General features: G+C 59.7%; 11 protein-coding genes. 2 read left to right on the top strand and 9 right to left on the bottom strand.

Annotation, left to right across the window (positions count from 1 at the left end; all coding sequences use genetic code 11):
• Window positions 1-162: 162 nt before the first annotated feature.
• On the top strand, window positions 163-1,401 hold the full coding sequence (gene alr / locus AC07O1_RS25550) for an alanine racemase (protein WP_495090590.1): 1,239 nt from the start codon (window positions 163-165) through the stop codon (window positions 1,399-1,401).
• Window positions 1,402-1,470: 69 nt separating this feature from the next.
• Here the strand turns inward: alr and AC07O1_RS25545 are convergent, their stop codons facing one another.
• Together AC07O1_RS25545 and AC07O1_RS25540 are read right to left on the bottom strand one after the other, a co-directional pair.
• Window positions 1,471-3,741 (bottom strand): ATP-dependent DNA helicase, encoded by a 2,271-nt coding sequence (locus AC07O1_RS25545; RefSeq protein WP_495090589.1) that lies wholly within the window; start codon window positions 3,739-3,741, stop codon window positions 1,471-1,473.
• Window positions 3,738-5,390, bottom strand: coding sequence for a VRR-NUC domain-containing protein (locus tag AC07O1_RS25540; protein WP_495090588.1), 1,653 nt, complete (start codon window positions 5,388-5,390; stop codon window positions 3,738-3,740). Before AC07O1_RS25540 ends, AC07O1_RS25545 begins: the two co-directional genes overlap by 4 nt.
• Window positions 5,391-5,608: 218 nt before the next feature.
• Here AC07O1_RS25540 and AC07O1_RS25535 point away from each other — a divergent pair, with 218 nt between their 5' ends.
• On the top strand, window positions 5,609-5,827 hold the full coding sequence (locus AC07O1_RS25535) for a YgdI/YgdR family lipoprotein (protein WP_495090587.1): 219 nt from the start codon (window positions 5,609-5,611) through the stop codon (window positions 5,825-5,827).
• Between the two features lie 75 nt (window positions 5,828-5,902).
• Here AC07O1_RS25535 and AC07O1_RS25530 read toward each other — a convergent pair whose 3' ends face one another.
• The 7 genes from AC07O1_RS25530 to AC07O1_RS25500 form a co-directional block, all read right to left on the bottom strand.
• Window positions 5,903-6,295: a hypothetical protein gene (locus AC07O1_RS25530; RefSeq protein ID WP_495090586.1), complete on the bottom strand. Its 393-nt coding sequence runs from the start codon at window positions 6,293-6,295 to the stop codon at window positions 5,903-5,905.
• Between the two features lie 75 nt (window positions 6,296-6,370).
• A complete protein-coding gene (locus AC07O1_RS25525; protein WP_495090585.1) occupies window positions 6,371-8,224 on the bottom strand; it encodes a polyurethane esterase in 1,854 nt (617 codons plus the stop codon).
• 84 nt (window positions 8,225-8,308) lie between these two features.
• On the bottom strand, window positions 8,309-10,009 hold the full coding sequence (locus tag AC07O1_RS25520) for a polyurethane esterase (protein ID WP_495090584.1): 1,701 nt from the start codon (window positions 10,007-10,009) through the stop codon (window positions 8,309-8,311).
• A 41-nt stretch (window positions 10,010-10,050) separates the two neighbouring features.
• Entirely contained in the window at window positions 10,051-13,086 is a 3,036-nt protein-coding gene (locus tag AC07O1_RS25515; protein WP_495090622.1) for an autotransporter domain-containing protein, read from the bottom strand.
• 123 nt (window positions 13,087-13,209) lie between these two features.
• Complete coding sequence (locus AC07O1_RS25510) at window positions 13,210-14,574, bottom strand: TolC family outer membrane protein (RefSeq protein ID WP_495090583.1); 1,365 nt, start codon at window positions 14,572-14,574, stop codon at window positions 13,210-13,212.
• Between the two features lie 2 nt (window positions 14,575-14,576).
• Window positions 14,577-15,911, bottom strand: a complete 1,335-nt coding sequence (locus AC07O1_RS25505) for an HlyD family type I secretion periplasmic adaptor subunit (protein ID WP_495090582.1) — start codon at window positions 15,909-15,911, stop codon at window positions 14,577-14,579.
• Window positions 15,908-17,686, bottom strand: a complete 1,779-nt coding sequence (locus tag AC07O1_RS25500) for a type I secretion system permease/ATPase (RefSeq protein WP_495090581.1) — start codon at window positions 17,684-17,686, stop codon at window positions 15,908-15,910. Before AC07O1_RS25500 ends, AC07O1_RS25505 begins: the two co-directional genes overlap by 4 nt.
• Window positions 17,687-17,812 lie beyond the last annotated feature (126 nt).

The raw sequence follows: 17,812 nt of genomic DNA, 5'->3' as shown, positions 1-17,812 counted from the left end.
AATCAACAGCGTTTTGCGCTGTACCCGACCATGAACACCACACAAACAAACGACGTCTTTGCATAAGAATTTCGGGGCTGTCCGCACAGTGCCCCCTGGATCTGGCTGATGCCATTTGCACCGGTGCCTGGGCCTCTCCTTATCTTGAATGGAAGACTCGATATGCCTCGTTTCATGCTCAGCACGCTGACGCTCGCTCTGGCTTTGACGACAATGATGCCGGTGGTCCACGCTGCGCCCTTGCTCGATCCCGCCCCGGAACACCCACGCGCCGACAGTCGATCGAACCAGGCCAATACCTGGCTGGAGATCGATCAGGCCGCCTTCGAAGCAAACATCACCAAACTCCAGCAACGGCTGGCGGGCAAAAGCCAGATGTGCGCCGTGATGAAAGCCGACGCCTATGGTAATGGCATCGCTCTACTGATCCCTTCCGCCATCAGGATGGGCGTCACCTGTATCGGGGTGGCAAGCAACGAGGAGGCGCGCGTTGCACGGGCAAAAGGCTTCAAGGGCCGTCTGATGCGTTTGCGCAGCGCCACCGTTGGCGAAGTGGAAAATGCTTTGCGCTACAACATCGAAGAACTGGTCGGCAACCTGGACGTTGCGCGCCAGCTCAACGAACTGGCCACGCGCAAAGGCGTGAAATTGCCTGTTCACCTGGCGCTGAATTCGGCGGGCATGAGCCGCAACGGCCTGGAAATGAGCACTGCCCAGGGGCAACAACAGGCAGTGGATCTGACTCGGCTGGATCACCTGAATATCGTCGGGATCATGACCCACTTCCCGGTGGAAGAACGAGAGGATGTACTGCGGGGCCTGGCCAGCTTCAAGGAGCAGTCAGGCTGGCTGATCGAGCACGCCGGACTGGACCGTAGCCGGATCACCCTGCACTGCGCCAATACCTTTACCACCCTTGAGGTGCCTGAGGGTTGGCTGGACATGGTTCGCCCAGGAGCCGCGCTTTATGGCTACCCGGTGGGCGGGCATAACGAGTTTCAGCGGATCATGCAGTTCAAGTCGCGGGTTGCGGCGGTAAACGCCTACCCGGCGGGCAGCACCATCAGCTACGACCGAACCTTTACCCTGAGCAAAGACTCCTTGATCGCCAACATACCGGCCGGTTACTCCGATGGGTATCGACGAGCATTTTCCAACAAGGCCTCCGTGCTGATTCACGGTCAGCGCGCCCCGGTGATCGGCAAGGTCACCATGAACACGCTGATGGTCGACGTCAGTGGCATCCAGGGCGTCAAGGCGGGAGATGAAGTCGTTCTGTATGGCAAACAGGGTGATGAAGAAATTACCCAGACCGAACTGGAAACCATAAACGGCGCCTTGTTGGCGGACCTCTACACGATCTGGGGCAACTCAAACCCGAAAATACTCAAGAGCCGATAGCCGCCGGTAAACGGTACACGGGTGCGAACCTGAAGCCTCGCCGCTGCAGTGGCGAGGCGACAACGCCAATCATCCAGATGAGTGACCGGTAACTGACCACCAGCGCGGCAGCAATTGCCGGACCCTGGACTCGGCAAAACGGTCATCGATCAACATCACCACCCCACGGTCCTGCTGGGTACGGATCACCCTTCCGGCGGCTTGTACGACTTTCTGTACGCCGGGAAACAGGTAGGTGTAGTCATAACCAGCGCCGAAGATCGCGGCCATGCGCTGTTTCAGCTGCTCGTTCACCGGGTTTAGCTGGGCTAGCCCCAAGGTGGCGATAAACGCGCCAATCAGTCGTGCGCCCGGCAGATCGATACCTTCGCCAAACGCCCCGCCCAATACGGCAAAGCCGATCCCTTGGCTGCTTGTCGTGAACTGATCCAGGAAGGCCTGGCGCTGCCCTTCGTCCATCCCCCGCGACTGTGACCAAAGGTCGATATGCGGGTATTTATCGGCCAGCAACTGCACCACTTGTTGCAGATAATCAAAGCTGCTGAAGAACGCCAGGTAGTTGCCCGGACGCTGCTGGAACTGGGCGGCGATCAACTCGACAATGGGCGCAAGGGACGCCTGCCGGTGCACGAAGCGCGTGGAAATCTGACTGACGATGTGCACCTCCAATTGCTCGGCAGTGAACGGTGACTCGACATCAATCCATACGGTGTTCGCCGGCAGACCCAAGAGGTCCGCATAGTAATGCCGAGGGCTCAGGGTCGCGGAAAACAGTACAGTGCTGCGGGCGGCCGTGAGCCGTGGACGAATGAAGCCGGCGGGCACTACGTTGCGTAGACAGAGCTGCGACACACTGCGCTTGGCGTTGAGGTCACGTTTGCTGATATCGAACAGAGACTGCTCATCAAACAGCTCGGCGACTCGTGAAAATTGCAGCGCCTCGAAGTAGAAACTTTGCAGCGCTCCGTCCAGACCTTGAGGATGATCGTTCAGGTAATCGCCGATGGCGGCGATGCACAGCGAAAGCGCTTGAAGCAGTTTTTCCGGTGTCTGGGCGTAGGCCTGATACGGGCGAATCTGTTCTTTATGCAGGGCATTCCATTCACGGTTCACCCGTTGCAAGGACCTCTTCAACGGCTCTGGCGCGTTAGTGCGCACACTGTTCAACGTGAATTGATCGAGGCTTGCGCTGTACATCTGGCGTCCGCGTTCCACCAGGTTATGGGCCTCGTCAACCAGTACCGCCACCTTCCATTGATTGAACTGGGCAAGACCAAACAACAAGGCGCTGAAGTCAAAATAGTAGTTGTAGTCGGCAACCACCACATCGGCCCAGCGGGCCATTTCCTGGCTCAGATAGTACGGGCAGACATCATGCGTCAAAGCGATTTGTCGCAGACTGCCTTGATCCCATAACTGTATCTGCGTGGCCGCTTCCCGGGCCGCTGGCAGACGATCATAGAAACCCTTCGCCAAGGGACAGGACTCTCCGTGACAGGCTTTGTCCAGGTGTTCACAGGCCTTGTCCCGCGCCACCAATTCGAGCACTCGCAATGGCAGATCGGGCTCGCTGCGGTAGATAACCTGGGCCGCATCGAGCGCGAGTTTGCGGCCCGGCGTCTTGGCGGTCAGGAAAAACACCTTGTCCAGTTGCTGCGGCGCCAGCGCCTTGAGCATCGGGAACAGCGTGCCGACGGTCTTGCCGATGCCGGTGGGCGCCTGGGCCATCAAGCAGCGGCCGGTACTCACGGCCTTGAAGACCGATTCCGCCAGGTTGCGCTGCCCAGGGCGAAAGTCGGCGTGGGGAAAACGCAACAACTGCGCGGCCTGATTACGGGCGTCGCGATGAGTCATCTCCTTCTCGGCCCACTGCAAAAACAAGCCGCAGTGACGATTGAAGAAAAGCTCCAGCTCAGCAGCGCTGCAGGCGTCTACGAGTCGGGTTTCCTTTTCGCTGACGATATCGAAGTACACCAGCGCCAGGCTGATCTCGGGCAGCTGCAATTTCTGACACATCAACCAGCCGTAAATCTTTGCCTGCGCCCAATGCAACTGACGATGATTGGCGGGCATGAGGCTCAGGTCGCCGCGATAGGTTTTTACTTCTTCAAGCTGGTTTTGGTTGGGGTCATAGCCGTCTGCCCTACCCCGCACCGTCAACTGCTGGTACTGGCCCTCAAGCGCAACTTCAGTTTGATAGCCCTCATTGCGCCGCGAAGCGACGGTGCGATGGCCCGCGATGCCTTCCAGCGCGGTGGGTGACGGGGTAAAGCGCAAGTCGAGATCGCCGACCTTGGCCGTGAACTCGCACAAGGCACGCACCGCGATGCTGTAACTCACTCGTCCGACTCCGCCCATTGCACATAACAGACGGCCACCGGCATCTGATGTTGATGACAGAACTCCAGCCAGCGCAGTTGGTTGTCTTGCAAGCGATCCCCCGGGCCTTTGACTTCGATCATGCGGTAGGTCTTTTGCTGCGGCCAGAACTGGATCAGGTCGGGCATGCCGGAACGGTTGGCCTTGATGTCCAGCAGCAAGCGATTGAACCAGTGTTTGAGGTGCTCGGCCGGCAGACAATCAAGGGCCTGCTCGAGCAAGTCATCGGTCAAGACGCCCCAGAACACGAAAGGCGACTGCACCCCCGATTTGCTGGCGTAACGAGTGCGAATGGTCTGTGTGTAACGGCCATCATCCAATTCTGCCAGGCAGGCCTGAAACAGCTCGGCACGCCGCGAATGGAAGTCCTCGTTGAGCAGGTCGACCGGTCCTCGCTGAAACGGGTGAAAAAATGCCCCCGGCAACGGTGCAAATATCGCTGGCCAACAGAGCAGCCCGAACAAGGAGTTGATCAGGCTGTTCTCGACATAGTGCACCGGCGCCAACTCCTCGGCGAGATGCGCCTGAACATGGAGTTCGACCGATAACGCCGGATCGGTTCTCGGCAAGCGAAGATCGAGCCGCAATGTATCCCGAGCGACCGCCCGAGGCATGGGCGGGCCACCGAGCTTGCGTCGCAGCCTTGGCAGGACTCGCAGCAGTTGCTGTTGTTCTGCGGCATTTTCCGGACATTGCCCGGCCTGGCTGGCGAGTGTCATTGCCAGTGAGTAGTCACCGCTGCGCTCCAGCACTCGGATCAAGCGCAGCCTCGCGCCGGGATAAGCGCAGGCGCGATAGATTGTCAGGGCTGCCGGCAGATCGGCGATTCGCTCGCAGTGCTGGCCTATCTGGAACAGCAGCCTGGCGCGGCGCCTTTCAAGCCAGGGGTTGGCTGTGTCCAGGGCATTGATGTGCTCAAGTACCTCGTTCAATGGCTCACCGGCTTCGAAACGCCCCTGACAATCGTGCAGGTACAGAAAATCATCCACGTCATCACGACTGCGCAAACCACGGGATTCGGAGCAAAAGTCGACTTTTTCGTAGGTGAAGACGCCCAGGTCCGCCAATACGAATTCCGACCAGTCCTGATACAGGTTACCGAAGAACATTAGCCGCAGCCGATCGCAAAGGCCCATGATGGTCAAGGTGAGGAGTTGATCGTCCAGGGTCGGACACCATTGGCTGAATGTGTGCGCTTCGCTGAACTGCTCGCTCAAAGACGCAAGCCAATCGGTTTTTTTTGCCTTGGGTTGATCGATCGCGCCTTTGAAGCACTGGAGAATTTCCGGTTTCTGCAAGACATCGAACAGTTCTTCGATCGTCAGCGACGCGTGCTCATCGACCCAACCCAGACGCCGCAACGGTGCAACCGCCGGCTCAATCTCACCGATTTCCTCGTAATGCAGTTTGCCCGCTCGAAAGCGCACGCCTTTGCGCATCACCATTCTGACGAGCAACGCCTGGGACGCTTGGGGTAGATGACCGAAGTCGAGAATGAACTGCTGCTCTTCAGCGCTCAGCACGTCGGCATAACGTTGCTCAAGCCAGGCGAGCACTTGCACGAAGTTGTTCAGGTAATAGAGCGGATTGTCGAGCGGGTTGGAAGTCACGGATCAAGCGCGCCACATGAATGGGATACTGGTTATGCATACAGATACCAGCTCAGCCCCGGCGCTAGCAAACGGTATTGGATAAGCGGCCGGGCGTCGGACTTTTTTCTTGCCGGTACGAACTTTCTTTCAGTTAGTCACACCAACGCGGACAGCACTGCCTTCATGACTCGCTTGAGTGGAGGTGACCAAGTGCTTTTTGAACGAGAGGTTTATGCATGAACATTAGAATCCTGGGTCTGCCGCTGGCAGTAGCGGCATTTCTGGCATTGGGCGGTTGCGCCTCGCCGACGGTCGTGACCCTGCACAATGGCACCCAGTACTTGACTAAAGAGACTCCGAAAACCAGCGATGGCTTTTACGAATTCGAAGACATCTCGGGTAAGCGGGTGAAGATCAAGACGGATGATGTCGTCACCGTTCGCCACGAAGACTGAATCCTGCGCGAGCCCCCGAAGAGATCGCTGCGTGCTTGACTGACCGGCATTGAGGCTTGCCCGCTATAGCCGGATTCAGGGCATTTGGACTGTGGCGTTCGGTCCTGGAATGCTGTTATCGCAGGAGATGTCCTGGCCTCCACGTCTGAGCAGTTGGTTCCTGACCTGTTGGCAGCGCTTGAATTCCTGCGCGGCGGCATTGTCGATGCTGATATTGCCGGTGGCGTCCGGTTTATTGCCGTCACCCAGGGTCAGGGTTGCCCAGGGTTTTTCCGGCTCAACGCGCATGCGGCTGATGGGGTGTTCTGATACGACCTTGTCCGCCCCGGTTTGGGTGGGTGCCGGCAGTTGCTCGGGCGTCATGCCGTATCGGCTCAAGATCGAGCTGTGAGGCAGATCCTCAGCCACTGCGGTTCCCGCTAAAAGGATAAGCGTGAAACCAATTCCATACCTCTTGCTGTTGCTCACTATCCAAATCTCCTTTCTCTGCGTTTTGCAACAGCGCGAACCCCATGGTCGGGTTCGCGCTGCCTGTTGCGGTGCTTAAGCGATGACGATGCCGGCGCCTGACAAGTGATCCAGTCCAACACCTACCAGAGTCACCGAATCGGTACCAAAGGTCAGTACCGTGTCGCTGCCCACTGCGCTGGCATGCTCCCGGTAGTCATAACTTTGGCCCACGCCTTCGACACCCTGGAACACCAGTTTGTCGGTGGATTGGAAACCCAGGATTTTGTCGTTGCCGAAATCACCATTGAACAGGAAGGTATTGCTGCCCCCTCCCGACTCCATAAGGTCATTGCCAGCGCCGCCGACAAAGACGTCGTTGCCTGTGGAACCGATCAAGTGGTCGTTGCCGTCCAGGCCAAACAACCAGTCACCACCGGCATGCGCCTTGAGGGTATTGTCGCCCGCATCGCCCTTCACTGCCGACGCGTATTGCGTCAGGGTATTGCCGGCGAGCAGGCCCTTGTCGGTGACGCTGTGGGTCACGTCGTCCTTGAGCAGGCCCCACATAAATCCCGGCTCCTTGCTGGTCAGCGTGCCAATGTCGCGGGTGATGCTGATGCCGCCATTGGCATCACGAACATACAGCGTCCCGGCGCCGTCGTTGGCGAAATCGAAGTTTTTCACCGACTGCTGCAAATCCAGGGTGTTGCTGCCCTTGCCACCGAGCAGAATGTTGTAGCCGCCACTATCCCTGAAGGTGTCATTGCCATCGCGCCCCTCCAGGTAGTCGTTGCCGCGCCCTCCCTGAATCAGGTCGTTGCTGTCGGTGCCGATGATGAAGGTGCTGCCCTTGTGGGGTTCGGCGTTGCGGTTCAGGTCCTGGACCCAGGTGTTGCTGCGCGCCGGGTCCGAAAGGTTGGCGACGATGATGGTCGAGTCCTTGCTCGTCAAATTGTAGAACTTCGATTCAAGAACCCGGGTCATGCCGTCGCCGTAACCGGTTGGCAAATGGGAGATCCAGGTCGGGATGTTGGCGATTGAAAACGGCAGGATATTCCAGGCCGTGGAGGCGTAGTGATCGTTGAAGCTGACAATGTTGTTGGTTGCCGAATCCTGATGGGCATCGTGCACGCCCGCCGACGACAGGTTCAGTGACGAACCGTCCAGCACGCGGAACACCGGATCGTTTTCGTAGCCCACGTTGAGCACATTACTGCCGCTGCTTTGGGTCGGTGAGGCAAAGGCTACGTAGTTGGCATCTTTGTAGAACCCCGAAAAGTGATCGGTGCTCAGGTCTGCGAGGCTGTTGACCGCCAAGCCACCCAGGCTATGGCCGCTGACGACGATATCTTTGCCGGTGAGGCCGTTGGCATTGGCAAAAGTGGCCACGTCTTTAAGCAGCGAACCGAAGGCTTCGCCCGCGTAGTTCTTCGCATAATCCTTGGGCCCGAAGGCAGCCAGCAGGTCATTGATCACATCGCCGATGGAGTCGCTGATCTGCGATTCCCGCGGGCCGCTGGTGCCGCGAAAGGCAATGCCGATCGAGGTCAGGTGACCCTCGGTGTCGTACTTGCCGAGCACTTCGACCTGGGCACTGGTGTAACCGGCCTTTTCACCGAAGAAGGTTCCGCGTGCGTCGACCTTGCCGTCATAACCCAGTTGCCCGGCGCTGATCGGCGTCCAGCCGGCTTTGTGTACCGCGTCCAATGCGGCTTTTTCCGAATCGGGGTTCCACGGGATTCCTGGAATGACACCCTGGGAGTCGGCGCCGCCGATCAACCCAGAGAGCAGCGTGGCCGGCAGTCCTAACCCGAAACCATTGTGCTGGTAGCCGGCGGCAAAGCCGTTATCCAGGTTGTGGTAGGAATAAAGAGCGATCGCCAGCGCATCGGAAAACAGCGCTTTGGAGTCCTCTGAACCGAGGTTTTTGTAGTCATAGACACCCATGGTATTGCCTCTCTTTGTTGGAATTGTCAGAGATTGCTCAACACGACGTTGCGAGGTATTAGTGCAATGTTGTTTTATCGAGGTTTAAGCAAATACGATCCCTGCCCCCGACAGGTTGTCCGGGCCGACGCCCACCAACGTCACCCCATAGTTGCCCACCCTCAGCAGTGTGTCGTTGCCGATCTGCGAGAGATGTTGCGTGTAGTCATAGCCTTGGCCTGCACCTTCGACACCCATGAACACCAGTTTGTCGCTGCCCTGATAGCCATGTATGGCGTCGAAACCGAACGCCCCGCTGAACAGAAAGGTGTTATTGCCACCACCGGTTGAGTGCATGACGTCATTGCCGCTGCCACCGACGAAGGTCACATGGTTTTTGCCGCTGCTCAGCAGATCGTCGCCCGCATTGCCGAACAGCCAGTCACCATCGAAACCGGCCGCCAGTGCATTGCCGTAGGCGTCTCCATTGAGCGAATGGCTGTAGAGACTCAGCTCAGTACCGCTTCGCAGACCGGCCTGTGTCACGTAGTGGGTCACAACATTGTTGAGTGCACCCCAAAGCCAGCCAGGTTCTTTGCTCACCAGCGCGCCGATATCACGGGTCAGGCTGATACCGCCGTAGGCATCGCGCAGGTACAGCGTGCCGTCGCCATCGTTGGCGATGTCGAAGTTTTTCAGCGCTTGCTGCAGTTCGAAGGTATTGCTGCCCTCGCCGCCTAGCAGGATGTTGTACCCCCCGTCATCACGGAAGGTGTCATTGCCGTCACGACCTTCGAGGAAATCATTGCCGACACCGCCCTTGAGCAGGTCGTTGCTGTCGGTGCCGATGATGAAGGTGCTGCCCTTGTGAGGTTCGCCACTGCGATTGAGATCCGCCACCCAGGTGTTGCCACGCGCCGATTCCGACAGGGTGGAAACGATGAGGGTCGAGTCCTTGCCGGTGAGGTCGTAGAAGCCCGAGCTGATGACCCGGTTCAACCCGTCGGCATAACTCGGCGAGCCATGCGCCGACCAGTCCTGCGGGTTGAGAATGCTGAACGGCAACAGCTGCGTGGACGCGTAATGGTCATTGAAGTTGACGATATTGTTGGTCGCCGACCCTTGATGAGCATCGTGTTTACCCAAGGACCCTACGCTGAACGTGGTGCCGTCCAGCAGCCGAAATACCGGGTCGTTTTCGTAGCCGATGTTCAACACGTTGTTGCCGGTGGCACTCTGGGTTGGCGAGGCGAAAGCCACGTAATTGGCGTCTTTGAAGAAGCCTCCCCAATGGTCCGTGCTCAACTCGGCCAGGCTGTTGACCCCCAGACCGCCCAGGCTGTGGCCGCTGACCAGGATCTGCCTGACGCTCAGGCCATGAGCGCTGGCGAATATCGCTACCTCATTGAGCAAACTGCCGAAGGCGTTCTGGACGTAGTTCTTCGCGTAATCCGCCGGGCCGACGGCAGCCAGCAGGTTGTTTTTCATGTCGCCAAAGGTGTCGCTGAAGCCCAGGCCGCCGGTGCCGCGAAAAGCGATGCCGATCGAGATCAGTTTGCCGGCAGCGTCATATTTGCCGAGGACTTCGGCCTCGGCGCTGGTGAAGCCTTCCTGCTCGCCAAAATAGGTGCCCTGGACACCCACCTTGCCTTGATGGCCCAGTTGCCCGGCGTCGATCGGCGTCCAGCCCGAGGGCGTCAGAGGTTTACCGGTCGGCGTGTAGGCGTACAGCGCCAACGCCAGTGCATCGGCGTACAGCGCTTTGGAAGCGCCACTGCCCAATTGCTTATAGTCGAAAACACCCATGGTCTTGCCTCTTGGTTGTTGCTGTTGCGTGGTTGCGCTATTCAGAACTGCCAATCGAGCGTGAGCCCGACTCCATGGTCTTTCTCCCGCGAACCGAGCAGCCCGTTGTAATCCAGGTTCAGATGGGTATCGCGCCCCAGGGAAAGCCCGGCACGCGCCCCGAGCACTGCCGCGTTGCGGTCCATGGAGACGCTTTGCACAGTGAACGGCGCGCCGCCGCTGGCAAATGCCACGTGATCTTCGGCGCCGGTATTGCTCAGGTGATGCTGCCAGCCGAGGGATCCGGAAAGGTCCAGTTGCTGCTTATCGGAGAGTGCGAAACCTTTACTTGCCCGCAGGCCCAGGGTCGACAGCACGGCATTGCGGTTGTCGTCTGTGCCCTGGAGCGCGGCGGCGTCACCTTTCTCGCTGAAGCTGTCGCGGCTCACATGCACGTAAGCGAGGTTGGTGAAGGGTTCCAGCGTCAGCGCCGGCAGCTCCAGCCGATACGCCGCTTCGGTGAACAGCTGGGTACTTTGTGCGTCACCTTTGGTTTTCTGCTGGCCGGAAACATCGCCATATTGCAGATCGCGTTTGACGTCGATTCGGTGCCAGCCATAGGCGCCGCCGAGGCTCAGACGCACAGCGCCGAACGCGTGCCCGGCATAGACCCCCAAGTGGTAGCTGTCGACCGATGCCGAGGAGTGGGTGCCGTCGCCCATGCTCAGGGAACTGTCGCTGTAACCGATAACGAAGCCCAGACGAGTGTCTTCGCTGAGCAGGCCATCCACGCCGGCCAACAGACCGCCGATGGCGCTGTTGTAGCTCGCGTTGTCATGGCCACCGTCGGTCTTGCCCCAGGAGCCCAGCACTTTGACCCAGGCGTTGCTCTGGTCATCGGTCGGGGTTGCCGCGTCGTAGAGGTCGTCCTGACGCAAGCGCTCGCCCACCGCATCGCGCAGGTAACGGCTGTCATGGATCAGCAGCGTGCCGATCGCCGGATGGATTTCCCCGGACAATTGCTGGAAGGCTTGCCGCGCGCTGCTGGCCGTCGGCGACAACAGCAGGCTTTCGAACACTGGATTACCAGCCCCCAATTGCTCGGCCGCGGCGGCTACGGAACGCTGGTTCGGCGTTTGCCCGACGCTGGCGAAGGAGGTTGCGTTGCGTTCGATAGCCAGTTGTACGCCAGTTGCCGCGTAGTCGAGGCTGGCACCGAGAAACAGGTAGTTCGGTACCACGGCAGCAAAACGCCCTGCGATACCGCCCGCGGCCTCAAGAATGTCGTACTGACGGCCCAGCAGGCTTTTCGCTTGAGCGGGACTCAGCAGCGTCGGGCTGTTTTCCAGCGCGAGGGTCACGCTGGCACCGCTGACAGTCGCCGTGCCGCCGGCAACGATGCGGTCGCTGCGGGTTTCGGAAAGCTCCACGGCATAGGTCGAGCCCGGCTCGAAGGTGACATCACCGGCCACCTGCAAGGTGCCGATCGAGTTACCGGGGGCAATGGTCCCGCCGCTTTTCGCGGTCAGCGATCCGACACGGCCCGAGCCGCCGAGGATGCCGCTGTTGTTGACTGTGACGTCGGATATGAGCGAACCGTTAACCGCCAGCCGTCCCTGATTCACCAGTGTCGGGCCGGCATAGGTGTTGGCCCCGGTCAGCACCAGGGTGCCGATCCCCTGCTTGGTCAGACCGCCGTGGCCGGAAATGTTGTTGCGCCACACGTCCAGGCCGCACTGTACGTCGGTGCACACCCGCTCAGTGGGTTTGCCGGCATCCACGATCGCGCCGATTCCCGGCAGATCGGCAACGAACTGCCCGGAGCCGTAAGCCCCATCGATACGCAATTCCTGCGGGATATCGGCTTGGGTGACAAACATCCCGGGGCCATCGATCCCTTTGCGCAAGTCGATCATTCCCCAGCCGTAGCGCGCATCGATACCCGGAGCGCCCATGTCGGTTGCGGTGGTCTTCAGTACCGTAGCGATTTGCGCACCGGTCATGTAGGGGAAGCGTTCCATCAGTACCGCGGCACTGCCGGCGACATGGGGCGCGGCCATCGAGGTGCCGTTTTTATTGGCATAACCGACGGTCAAATCATCCAGCGTAGTGCCACCGATCACGGCACTGTAGATCCGGCTGCCCGGCGCGGACACACAGAAACTGGCGGTATAGCCACAGCGAGATGAGAAGGTACTGATGTTGTAAAGATCCGGACTGTTGGTGTCCGGGTTTTTCTGCAGACTGGCAACCGTTAACCAGTTGGGTGCAATTTGCGGGACGAAATACGCCAGGCCGGCAATTGCGTCCGGGTTATTGAGGTTGTAGTCATTGCCCGCGGCGAATATGGTGACAATGCCGCTGCGGGCCGCATCGATGGCACCCTGATAAGCGCCCCCCGATCTGGTGTGCAACAGCGGTCCGATCTGATCGAACTGCAGCTGCGCATCCTGCACCGTGAAGTGCGGGAAGGCCGGATCGCGCCCTCCCTGATCAAAGCGCTCAGTGATGCCAATGCCCCAGCTGTTGTTGATGACCCGCGCGCCACTGGCGATCAGTCCGTCCCAGCCGGCTTTATAAACCGCACCATCATTACCGAGAATAATGCCGTCCTCGGGTCCCGGGTCGCCGTTCTCTGCACTGATAATCCGGGCATTGAAGGCCACGCCGTGCATGGGCCCACCATCACGGTCACCCGCCGCAATCCCGCCGACATGGGTGCCATGAGAACCCAATTTGCCGTTGGACCCCACGGACGGTGTGCCGTCATAGCGGAATGCATCCCCGGCTTTCACCGGAATATAGGGGTCGGTGTATTCCCGAATGCCACTGGTAACCAGCGTGAGCACCTTGTTCGGGCTGGCGAACTCGGGATGCTGCGCATAGACCGGCTGATCGAAAATACCCAGCTTGACGCCTTTACCGGTGTAACCGGCCGCATAGGCCTCTTGCGCATGAATCGCGCCCAGCCCCCATTCAGCGTTGAATTCACTGCTGCGCCAGCTGTCGGGATCACCCTGTTTGCCACTTTCGACATAAGGTGCCGCCTGCGCGCCGCCGATTGCTGCCAGGCAACCCATCAACAAGCCACCCAGCATTTTTGCTGGCTGGAACCTGCGCCCCTGAAGAAGATTGACGTCTCTACGCTTGAATTCCATTACCGCTACCGTCCTTAGTTGTCTTGCCAAAATCCTCGCGCCTTCAGCTGGGCGGTGCAGCGTTTAACGGGTTCGGGGCCGCGACATGAAGGCTTCGTCGACCTTGGCCAGATCGTCTTCGCGCAAGGTGCCGGCGTAGTAATGCAACTTGATCCAGGCCATCAGATAGTCGTAACGAGCCCGGGCCAGATCCCGGCGTGTGGTGTAGAGCTGCTGCTCGGCATTCAAGGCGTCGAGGTTGACCCGCTCGCCACCGAGGATGCTTTGCCGGGTCGAAATCACCAGCGCTTCGGCCGAACTCAGGGCTTTCTGATACGCCCGCAACTTGCTGACTCCAGACAGGCAGGCGCTGAACTGGCGACGCAGTTCGATCAGGGTCTCCCGGGTTTTCGCATCCAGTTCGTACTCGGCCTGCTCCATCGAGCGGCTTGCCTGGCGGGTGGACGCAGACACCCCGCCACCGGCATACAGCGGCACGCTGATTTCGATGCCAATGGTGTTGGTGTCATAGCGCTGGTTGTAGGTGTTGCCGCTTTCCGATTCGTTTTGCCGGACAGAGGCATAGGCGCTTACTTTGGGCAGGTGCCCGGCGCGATTGCGCTCGACCTCGAATCGGGCCGCTTCCAGCGCCTGACGCCGGGAAGCGAGGATCGGGTTGTTGGTGACCGCCAGTTCATGCCAGGCATCGAAGTTGGCCGGCTGCAGAGTGAAGGACTCGAAAGAATCACCCAGCGGGGCCAGATCGCCGATGTCCACCGCAGGTACACCGATCAGGGCACCCAGTTCGCGCAAGGCCGCATCCTGCTCGTCGCGCGCTTCGATTTCCTCGGCGCTCGCCAATTCAAAGCGCGACTGCGCCTCAAGAATGTCGGTGCGGGTGCCCTCGCCCTGGCGAAACAGGTGTTCGTTCTGCTGGAACTGTTCCTCCAGAGCTTTTTTCCTGGCCTGCGCGATGTCGATTTGATCCTGCGCGAACAGCGCTTGGGTATAGGACGTCAGCACCCGGACCAGCAGCTCCTGGCTTTTGCCGCGAAAATTTTCGTCGGCATACAGCGCCTGTGCCACCCCCTTGCGGTAGGACGCGTAGGCCTCGTAATCAATCAAAGGTTGCTGCAGGGTCAAGGCCGAGCCGTAGCTGTTGTAGTTGCGATCATCGTGAGTGGTGCCGCGCCGGCCATCCAGGTTGGTCGCCCTGGAATTATTGCGACCCTTGTTGTAGGTGTAACCGAGTTTGGGCAACAGCCCGGCGCGGCCGATGGCACGGTTTTCAAGGCCCGCATCGCGTTCCTTGATGGCGCCGAGAAACACTGGATCATTGCGCAGCGCCTGCTCGTAGACCTCGAACGGCCCCATGGCTTGCACACTGGTACACGCGAGGAGCGCAACGGCTGCCCCGAGCATGGAAAGCTTATTCATACGCCGGAACATCCCTATTGCTCGGTCAGTGCGGAACCTGCCCGATCGAGCAGAGGTTTGAACAAGTAATTGAGGAGCGAACGCTCGCCCGTGCGCACGAACATTTCCGCCGGCATACCGGGCTTGATTACCAACCCGTTGAGCTTCTCCATGGCCACATCACTGACGCTGCTGCGCAACACGTAATACGGCACACCGGTTTTTTCATCGACCATCTGGTCGGCCGAAATCAGGCTGACTTCGCCTGGTACACGGGGCGTACGGCTCTGGTTGAACGCGGTGAACAGGATGTCCACCGGCAAGTTGCCGCCGACCTTGTCGATCAGGTTCACCGGCAGGTGCCCTTCCACCTCCAGCCGGGTACCTTGCGGAACGATTTCCAGCAATGTTTCACCGGGCCGTACCACCGCGCCTTCGGTGTGTACACCCAGGCTCACGGCAATGCCGTCGGCCGGTGCATTGATCTCGCTGTGTTGCAGATCGAATTCGGCCGAGGTGAGCTGCTGCTCCAGGGTCAGACTTTTCAATTGCGCGTCGGCCAGTTGGCTGCGGACTTCTTTCTGGTATTCCTCGCTGTGTTGCTGCAGCTTCAAGCGCGACTCAAGAATGCCCTGCTCGACACGCCCGCTTTCACCGGTGTTTTTCGCCTGGTCCTGCTGCACTTGCGACAACTGTCGTTCGTATTCCATCAAGCGGTTACGCGGAATGTAACCGTTGGCCGCCAGCGGACGCAGGTTGTTCAGTTGCTCACGCAGGGACTCGGCCTGCGCGCTCAGATCAGTGTGGGCGCGGCGCATCCCGGCCAGTTGTGCGCTAGCGCCTTCGATGTTGGCGCGAATGCCGGCTTGCTCCCGGGCAAAGGCTTCGCGTCGACTGCTGAACAGTTGCCGCTGGCCTTCGAGCACCAGCGCCAGTCGCGGGTCGGGATCGCTGCTCAACCCGGCAGGAAAACTGACCTGTTTGAGGTTGTCGCGTTCACTCTGCCAGCGCGCCACGCTGGCCCAGGCCATCCGGTACTGCGCTTGCAGGGATTGAACATCGGCGGCGACCCGGGTCTGATCCAGCACAAACAACGGCTGCCCCTGCTGGACCACCTGCCCTTCACTTACCAGAATCCGGCTGACGACACCGCCACTCAGCGATTGCACGGCTTTGCGCTTGCCCGAGACCACCACAGTGCCCTGCACTGGAATCCCTTGATCGAGCGGTGCAAGGCTGGCCCAGGCAAAGAAACTGCCGGCACCAAGGATTGCCAGAATCCAGCCCATACGGGCAAAAAAGCGCGCGTCGCGTTCAGGGTGCGCCGGCGCATAACCTTGTTCGTTTGTCATGTCGCTGTCCTTGCTCATGCGCCGCTGTTCCTGTTTGCAGCCTGATACTGACGACTGAGGCTGAGCCCGGCCGGTGTGGGGGATGGGGCTTTTTCCCGTTGCGGCTCCTGAGCGCCGGACAATGCCTTGAGGACTTCATGGCTTGGGCCGAAGGCTTGCAGGCGCCCTTCGTTGAGCACCAGCAACTTGTCGGCCTGGGCGAGCGCCGAAGAGCGGTGAGTCACCAGAATCACGCTGGTCCCCTGGGCTTTCATCTGCGCAATGGCGGCCGCCAGGGCCGCTTCGCCGACGGTGTCCAGGTTCGAGTTCGGCTCATCGAGCACCACCAGGCTTGGGCCGCCATACAGGGCACGGGCCAGGGCCACACGCTGCTTTTGGCCGCCGGACAGGCCGCTGCCATCCTCCCCCAATACCGTGTCGTAGCCTTGCGGCAGGCGCAGAATCAGTTCGTGAACACCGGCCTGCCGGGCCGCCTCGACGACTTTCTGCGGGTCGGTGTCGCGAAAGCGCGCGATGTTTTCGGCAATGCTGCCGCTGAACAATTCGATGTCCTGAGGCAAGTAGCCGATGTAGGGCCCGAGGTCATCGCGATTCCAGCGATGAATATCAGCACCGTCCAGGCGCACTGTGCCCCCCAGGGTCGGCCAGACACCCACCAGCACCCGCGCCAGAGTCGACTTGCCCGAGCCGGAAGCGCCGAGTACCCCCAGCACTTCCCCCGCAGCAAGACCGAAGCTGACCTGATGCAAGGTCGCCGCCCGCTTGCCCGGCGGGCCGGCGCTGACCTGTTCGAAGGCCACCTGACCTTTGGGCGCTGGCAAGGCCATGGCGCTGTCGCTGGGCGGGAACCCTTGCAGCAAGGTGTCCAGGCGCTGGTAGGCCAGCTTCGCCGAGCTCCATTGCTTCCAGACGGCGATCAATTGGTCGATCGGGCTCAAGACTCGGCCCATCAGGATTGAGCCGGCAATCATCATTCCGGCAGTCATGTCGCCCTTGATCACTAGCAACGCGCCCAGCCCCAGTACCAGTGATTGCAGGCACAGGCGCAGGGTTTTACTGAGGGAGCTGATGACCGCGCCGGTATCGCTGGCCTGATTCTGCAAACCGAGAAAGCGCGAATGCACCTCAAACCAGCGTTTGCGCAAAACCCCGAGCATGCCCATGGCCTGAATGGTTTCGGCGTTGTGCAGATGACTGGTGGCCAACTGGCTGGATTTTTGCGAATAGCCACTGGCTTCACCCAGCGGCTTTTTGGTCATGGCTTCGTTGAGACACGCCAGCGCGATCAGCAGCAACACACCGGCCGTGGCCAGCACGCCGAGCCAGGTATTGAACACAAAGATCACGAACAGATAGACCGGAAACCACGGTGCGTCGAAGAAGGCGAACAGCGCCGGTCCCGTGACGAACTGGCGAATGTACGTGAGATCCCCCAGCGACTGACCGGCATTACCCTCGCCCTTGAACAGGTTGCGTTCGAACGCGGCCCTGTAGACCCGCAGGTTGAAGCGGCGCTCCAGTTGGCTGCCGATCCGGATGACGATAAAGCTGCGGATGATTTCCAGCAGACCGATAAACGCGAAAAACCCGACCACCATCAAGGTCAACATGGCCAGGGTGGTTTCGTTCTGCGAAGAGAGCACCCGGTCATAAACCTGAAGCATATAAATCGACGGTACTAACATCAGTACGTTGATCAGCGCGGTGAAACAACCAACGCTGATCAGGGTACTTTTATAATCGCCCAGTGCCTGCAACAGCGGTGCAACGGGAGTGGTCTTCACCATCTTCATGAGTCTTCCCTGAGCTAATACCCGCGCGACAGTTCGGCGAGGGTTCAATGTATTGTCCGCAGACGCGTCGAGACGTTATTGGAGGATTGAAGCGTGCAGGCGAAAGAACCCTATTGCCAGACAAAA

Source organism: Pseudomonas sp. GW821-FHT07G10 (assembly GCF_059418545.1).
The sequence above is the reverse complement of the archived record's forward strand: the minus strand, read 5'-3'. Positions and strand labels throughout refer to the sequence as shown.